Source organism: Nocardia sp. NPDC004722 (assembly GCF_053601505.1).
The window spans coordinates 1-6583 of the sequence record NZ_JBSGBY010000465.1; the positions used below are offsets into that span (position 1 = coordinate 1).

Annotated in this window: 7 protein-coding genes; 4 read left to right on the top strand and 3 right to left on the bottom strand. The window is 69.6% G+C overall.

Going from position 1 to position 6583, the window contains the following annotated elements; all coding sequences use genetic code 11:
* Both ACWELQ_RS33360 and ACWELQ_RS33365 read left to right on the top strand, forming a co-directional pair.
* A partial coding sequence (locus ACWELQ_RS33360; RefSeq protein WP_452401017.1) for a polysaccharide biosynthesis protein occupies window positions 1–1020 on the top strand: 1020 nt, incomplete at its 5' end.
* 70 nt (window positions 1021–1090) lie between these two features.
* The gene (locus ACWELQ_RS33365) at window positions 1091–2866 is read left to right on the top strand and encodes a hypothetical protein (protein WP_452401024.1); all 1776 of its coding nucleotides are present in this window, start codon (window positions 1091–1093) and stop codon (window positions 2864–2866) included.
* 58 nt (window positions 2867–2924) lie between these two features.
* On the opposite strand, the gene ACWELQ_RS33370 is transcribed toward ACWELQ_RS33365, so the two are convergent.
* Window positions 2925–4094 carry a glycosyltransferase family 4 protein gene (locus ACWELQ_RS33370; protein ID WP_452401018.1) on the bottom strand — a complete coding sequence of 390 codons (1170 nt, stop codon included), beginning with the start codon at window positions 4092–4094 and terminating at the stop codon, window positions 2925–2927.
* 348 nt (window positions 4095–4442) lie between these two features.
* On the opposite strand from ACWELQ_RS33370, the gene ACWELQ_RS33375 reads away from it, so the two are divergent.
* On the top strand, window positions 4443–5255 hold the full coding sequence (locus ACWELQ_RS33375; protein WP_452401019.1) for a class I SAM-dependent methyltransferase: 813 nt from the start codon (window positions 4443–4445) through the stop codon (window positions 5253–5255).
* Window positions 5256–5261: 6 nt separating this feature from the next.
* Here ACWELQ_RS33375 and ACWELQ_RS33380 read toward each other — a convergent pair whose 3' ends face one another.
* Both ACWELQ_RS33380 and ACWELQ_RS33385 read right to left on the bottom strand, forming a co-directional pair.
* Complete coding sequence (locus ACWELQ_RS33380) at window positions 5262–5564, bottom strand: hypothetical protein (RefSeq protein WP_452401020.1); 303 nt, start codon at window positions 5562–5564, stop codon at window positions 5262–5264.
* Between the two features lie 203 nt (window positions 5565–5767).
* Entirely contained in the window at window positions 5768–5971 is a 204-nt protein-coding gene (locus tag ACWELQ_RS33385; RefSeq protein WP_452401021.1) for a hypothetical protein, read from the bottom strand.
* 240 nt (window positions 5972–6211) lie between these two features.
* Here ACWELQ_RS33385 and ACWELQ_RS33390 point away from each other — a divergent pair, with 240 nt between their 5' ends.
* Entirely contained in the window at window positions 6212–6502 is a 291-nt protein-coding gene (locus tag ACWELQ_RS33390; protein WP_452401022.1) for an aldehyde dehydrogenase family protein, read from the top strand.
* Window positions 6503–6583 lie beyond the last annotated feature (81 nt).

Below are 6583 nucleotides of genomic sequence, written 5' to 3' on the forward strand. Positions count from 1 at the left end.
GTGGCGCGGATTGTGCTGGACGAGAACGATGCTGGGCGGTACGCGCTGGGGGCGATCGCGGCCAAGATCGCGTTCTGGTTGCCGCAGGCGGTCGGCGCGGTGTTGAAGGTGAGCCCGGTGGCCTCGGGCGGCGCACTGTGCTCCGCGCCGATGCTGGTCCTGCTGGCCGGGGAGCAAGGGATACTCCAGGGCCGCAGCCGCTTTCGCGAGCTGGCGACCGTGCTCGGCGGGGCTGCCGTCATCCGGGTGACGCCCGCGGTGATCCTGCTGGCCTGCGGACTCGGTGCCGCACCCGCCCTCTGGGCCGGGGCCGCGGGCGCGGCGACCGCGGCCGTGATCGCCCGGCGGATCACCGATACCGCCGTCTCCGATCGTCCCGGCGTCACCTGGGTTCTCGGGGTCGCGGCGGTTTTCCGGGCGGTGCAGGTGCAGGCGGCGTTGACCGCGCTGTCGGCGGCGGATCTGCTGGTGGCGCGGATTGTGCTGGACGAGAACGATGCTGGGCGGTACGCGCTGGGGGCGATCGCGGCCAAGATCGCGTTCTGGTTGCCGCAGGCGGTCGGGGTGGTGCTGTATCCGCGGATGGCGCAGCCGCAGCATTCCGCGCGCGCGATGCGCTCCGCGCTGGCGGTGCTGCTGGGCATCGGGGCGGTGACCGTGCTGGGCGCGGCCGTGGCGGCCCCGCTCGCGCCGATGTTCGCCGGGCAGGACTATGCGCCGATAGAGGGGTTGCTGTGGCTGTTCGCGCTCGAGGGAGCATTGCTGGCGGTACTTCAGGCGGCACTGTTGTCGGCGATCGCCGCGGATCGCACGGCTCCCGCCGCGATCACCTGGATCGGTTTGGCCGTCGGCGTGACCGTCATGCTGACCTGTGCGCATTCGGTGTTGTCGCTGATCGTCATCGCCACGGTCACCGCGGCGGCCACCACGCTGGCGATCACCGGCATCGCACTGCGCACGGCGCGCGAGGACGCGGAGAAGCGTTCGCCGGTCCCGGATCTCGGCATGGGTGGGACGTAGGGTGCCGGATGTGAATGCGGAGGGCCCCAAGCGGTGGTACCGGCTGGTGGTGCCGGCTTACAGCCTGGCGCTGGCCCTGCTCGTGCTGGGCCCGCTGCTCGGATCGGGATATCTGCTGTTGCGCGACGCGGTCAGCACACCGCGCTCGTACCTCACCGATTCGGCGCTCGGACTGGGTGAGGCCGCGCCGCGCGCCGTGCCGCAGGACGCACTGCTCGCCGTCCTCTCCGCGGTCGTGGACGGCGGGATCGTCGTCAAAGCGATACTGCTGGCGGCTCTTTGGCTGGCCGGTTGGGGTGCGGCGGCGCTGGCGCGGGAACTGCTGCGGGTCTCGCTGGGCCCGCAACTGGTGGCCGCCACGGTCGCCCTCTGGAATCCCTATGTGGCCGAGCGCCTGCTCCAGGGCCACTGGAGCCTGCTCACCGGTTATGCCGCCCTGCCCTGGATAGCGCTGCTGGCGGCCCGATTACGCGCCGCACCGCCGTCCGGCACGGCCGGTACCTGGGCGGCGCTGATCGGCTGCCTGGCCGCCGCGGGGCTGACGCCGACCGGGTCACTGCTGGCGGGCGGCCTCGCGGTGGCACTGGTCGGTAAGCGGAATCTGCCTGCGACGGTGACCTTCTGGATTCTCACGACCATGCCGTGGGTGATCGCGACCGCGCTCTCGGGCACGGGGGCCGCGCCCTCGGACCCGGCGGGCATCCCCGCCTTCGCCGCCCGCGCCGAACCCTGGCTCGGCACCCTGGGCAGCCTCGCGGGCCTCGGCGGCATCTGGAACAGCACCGCCGTACCCGATTCGCGCACAACGTTCTTCGCGTTGATCGGGACGGCACTGCTGCTCGCGCTGGTGATCACCGGGGTGCGCGCGGTCCGCGACTCCGGCCGGGTCGCCCGGCGGCTGATCTGGCTGGCCGTCGCGGCGATCGTGCTGCCCGCCTTGGGCGCGACCGGCTGGGGCCTGTCGGTGGGCGAGTTCCTGGTGACCCGGGTGCCCGGCGCCGGATTGCTACGCGACACCCAGAAATACGTGGCCCTGGCGATGCCCGCCTACGCGCTGTGCGCGGCGGCGGGGTGCCGGGTGGTCGGACGATGGCTCTCGGTGCACGTCTTCGACGGGCCCGCCGCACGGCCCGATCGGCCCCGGACCGGCGGGGCCGCGGTGCTTTTCATCGCCCTGCTGCTCCTCGCACTGCCGGATCTGGCCTGGGGTGTCGGCGGAGCGCTGCGGCCGGTGCACTATCCGGCGGCCTGGCAACGGGTTTCGGCATTGGTGGACGGCCCCGGCGATGTCGCGGTATTGCCGGGCGGCATCTTCCGGAAGTTCGGCTACTCGGGCAGCGCACCGGTGCTGGATCCCGCACCGCGCATGCTGCGCCGGGATGCGTTGCAGACGGGGGAACTTCCGGTGCGCGGCGGCGTCGTCGCCGGCGAGAGCAAGCAGGCGCGACGGGTGGAGAAGCTGTTGCTGCGCGGCGCGACAGCGCGCGAACTGGCCGCGCAGGGGGTGGGCTGGGTGCTGGTCGAGGGCGGGACTCCCGGGCCGCTCGGCGACTCGAAAAACAGTCTCGCCCAACTGGATCCCGTCTACAGTGATGCCGACCTGCGGCTGTACCGGGTGCCGGGGACCATTACCGTCGACGACGCCTCGCCCGCGGATCGCCGCTTGTCCGGCGCCGCGCACCTGCTGTGGGCGACACTGCTGGTCGGCGGATTCCTCACCGCGGCACTGCATTCGCGGCGGTCGGCTCCCGGCGAGGGCTCAGTCCTTGGGGAAACCGAGGGCGAACCCGAATCCGATCACGACGATGCTCACCAGCGCGATGACGAGAATGATCCACATCCATGAAGACTATGGAGCGTAGTAGACCGGCGCGATCGCTTTCGGGATCCTCACAGCGAGCGAATCATGTTCGCGCGGGCGCGATCAGGCCGCTGACCCGCTCGCCACGGGTCACCGCCGAGAGCACCTCGTAGACCCCGTTTCCGGTTTGCTCCCAAGAGAATTCACGGGCCCGCGCCCGCGCTTTCTCCCCCAGCACCGTGCGGGCCTCGCGATTGCCGAGCAGTTCGCCGACGGCCTCGGTGAGCGCGGCGGCATCGTCGACCAGCAGGCCGGTCACCCCGTCCACGATGGAATCGGTGAGCCCGCGCGAACTCCGGTATCCGACCGTGGGCACGCCGTGCTGCGCCGCCTCGATGACCGCCAGACCCCAGCCCTCCTTACGGGAGGGCAGCACGTGCACCCAGGCGCGCGACAGCAGCCGATGCTTCTCGTCCTCGTCGACGTGACCGTGGAAGGTGACCGCGTCGGCGATGCCCAGTTCGTCGGCGTGGGCACGCAGATTGCCCGCCCACCAGCCGTCGCCGATCACATCCAGGCGCAGGGTCGGGACGCGGTCGCGCAGCCCGGCCACCACGGCCATGGCGTCCTCGATCTGCTTGTGCGGCACCAGCCGCGACAGCACCACGATGCTCGGGTGCGCGGTGCGGGTGTCGTCATCGCCGGCGGGCACGCGGGCCGGAATCGGCTCGGCGCCATTGCGCACCACCGCGATTCGCGTCCCGGCCACACCGAGCGCGGTCAGCTCCTCGGCCGACGGCAGCGACACCGTCAGGTATTGCTCGCGCCGGTGCACCCGCGGCGAGAGCCGTGATTCGATCCACCAGCCGATCCGGCCGACCAGTCGCCCGGCCACCGGCCACTGCTCGCGATGCCCGTGATGCACCAGCACCACGGTCGGCGCGGCCGTCGCGGCGCGCGCGAAGAAAGGGATCCCGTTCTGAGTGTCGATGACCGCGTCCGGCCGCAGCCCCTTCAACGGCCCGACCCCGAACCGTCCCAGCGCGATCGCCGCCAGCGCCCGCGGATACACGGTGAACCGCCCGCCGCCACGGCTGATCTCGATGCCGTCCACCGATTCCCGCCGCGCCGCCCCCGGATACCCCGCGGTCCGCAAGGTCACCTTCACGCCGCGGGCCGCCAACTGCGCCCCGACCTGCTCCAAATACCGCTCACTACCCCCACCCTGTGGATGCCCGGTGTCGCGCCAGCACAGCAGCAGCACTTCACGCACGGGCGGATCTCCAGGTCACGGTCGAGGGTCGGACAGACAATGGGCTCCACCATATAGCCCGCGCCCGCGTCACGGGCCGACAGTGGTCATCCGACCTGCACGGCGAACCTGAATCGAGACGCCGAACTGTCAGCCGCTTTCGTCATTCAGACCGCTTCCCTCGTCATTCCGGCGTGCTTTTGGCCGGAATCCAACATCTCGGGGTGTGGATCCCAGCCAAAAGCACGCTGGGATGACGAGGACGGTCGCTCTCGTTCGCCAGGATGATGGCCGCTCTCGTTCGCGGGATGGCGGCGGCTGTCGTTGGCCGTGCGGAAGCGTGTCGGTGGCTGTGCGAGACTTGCCGCCGTGCTTCGAGCTGAGCGAACCCTGACGCGACGGGCCGGGCGGGGTCCGCGATTCGCCCGGCGGGCGACGCTGCGGCGGTCGTTGCGGCTGCTGGGGAGCTTTCGGTTCGAGCAGACCGATCCGGCTGTTTTTTATGGCGGGGTGGCGGTGGATACCGCGGAATTGGTGGGGGATTTCTATCGGGATCTGACCGGGGAGTCGCTGCGCGGGACGATCGTGCTGGATGTGGGCGGGGGGCCCGGGTATTTCGCCGACGAGTTCGGGAAGGCCGGGGCTCGGTACCTGCCGGTGGAACCGGATCCGTCGGAGATGCACGCGGCCGGGCTGCGGGTGGCGGGCTCGGTGCGCGGGTCGGGGATGGCGCTGCCGTTCCGCGATGACGCGGTGGAGATCTGCATCTCCTCGAATGTGGCCGAGCACGTGCCGCAGCCGTGGGCGATGGCCGAGGAGATGCTGCGGGTCACCAAACCCGGTGGGCTGATGGTCTTTTCGTACACCGTGTGGCTGGGGCCGTTCGGCGGCCACGAGACCGGGCCGTGGCACTACCTCGGTGGCGAGTACGCGGCGCGGCGGTATCGGCGCAAACACGGCAAGGAGCCGAAGAATCGTTTCGGCCGTTCACTGTTCGCGGTGACGGCGTCCGAGGGACTGCGCTGGGCGCGTAAAACACCGGACGAGGTCGAGATTCTCGCGGTGTTCCCGCGCTATCACCCGCGCTGGGCCTGGTGGATGGTCAGGGTTCCGGTGCTGCGGGAGCTGCTGGTCAGCAACCTGGTGGTGGTGGCCACCAAGCGCGATCGCCACTCGGCCTGACCGGGGTCAGCGCTCGGCATAGCCGCGACGGAAGATTCGGCTCAGGGCGGTGCAGGGTTCGGGTTCGCCCCATGGTGACTCCTGGGTAGCCAACCCGACGGTCTCCATTGCGGTCAGCCCGACCTGACCGGCCAGGGCATTCACCGCGGCAACCGCCTCGGCGGCCTGTAATGCGGCGGCGGCCTGCTCCAGGGTGAGGGTGCGGCCCGGCAGGAAGGACACCACCCAACCGCCTGCGCCCACGCTTTTCGCCTGGTGCGGGGTGAGATCACTGGTCATCAGCGACCGATCGACTACTTGCACCGCCATGACTCGGACTCCCCTGTGCGGTAACGGTTCATGAATCTAGCGAGCTATCCGCGATAGCTATAAAGCATGCTCGCTGCGCCCGTCGAATGCAATAGTGCGTTCGGTGAAAAGCGAACCGACAGGTTGGAATTCGATATTTGGGAGTGCTGCCGGTTTGCCGCAAGTATGCGGAATCACTTGCGGCCCTGCGCGTTAGACGCCGATCAATCCTCCGGCAACACCAGTCGCAATACCGGCTGCCCGGTCCGCACTGTCGGATAGGTCGCCTCGGCCACGTCGACCCGCCAGCCCGGGGGCAACACCCGCTGCAACTGACTCGCCGCCCGCTGCATGGGCGTACTGATCACCGGCAAGCCGAGATCGGCCAGTTCGTCGAGCAGGAGTTCATCGGAGCGCACATCGGTCATACGAGTGATCTACCTTTCGCAGAGCTAATGCATAGCAATCGACCAGAGCGGCAGAGAAAGGCGTGCAGAACCGAGCATAGGCCACCGTCTGGCTACCCAGAATTCGAATCACGTTTTACCCCACGGGTAACAACGCGACTTAGAAACCGAGGAGTCGAATTTCAAAGAAGATCCCGGTCAGCGGGACCCACACCCGTGATGCTCCAGACAGCCGGAGGGGCAAAACTGTAACGTGTTCTCATGGAGTACCAGAGTCTGTTCATCGGGGGCCACTGGACCGCACCGGCCGGTCCCGACACCCTGCCCGTCGTCTCGCCCGCAACCCTGGAAACCGTCGGCAGCGTGCCCGTCGTCACCCGCGCCGACGTCGACGCCGCGGTCGCCGCCGCACGCCGGGCCTTCGACAGCGGACCCTGGCCGACCACCCCGCCCGAGGAACGCGCCGCCCTGCTGACACGTGTTGTCGCGCTGCTGGATCAGAAGGCCGGGGATCTCGCCGCCGCGCTGTCCGCGGAAATGGGCGCGCCCTGATCGACCGCTGCCTCGAGGCCCGCACCCTCGGCCATCCGGTGAGCACCATCTCCATCGGCGGCGGTTTCGGCGTCGATTACG

What these genes read in the sequence shown, in the direction of transcription:
- ACWELQ_RS33380 (WP_452401020.1), bottom strand. Translation starts at nt 5,564, where the DNA reads ATGGCGGTGCAAGTAGTCGATCGGTCGCTGATGACCAGTGATCTCACC.
- ACWELQ_RS33385 (WP_452401021.1), bottom strand. Translation starts at nt 5,971, where the DNA reads ATGACCGATGTGCGCTCCGATGAACTCCTGCTCGACGAACTGGCCGAT.
- ACWELQ_RS33390 (WP_452401022.1), top strand. Translation starts at nt 6,212, where the DNA reads ATGGAGTACCAGAGTCTGTTCATCGGGGGCCACTGGACCGCACCGGCC.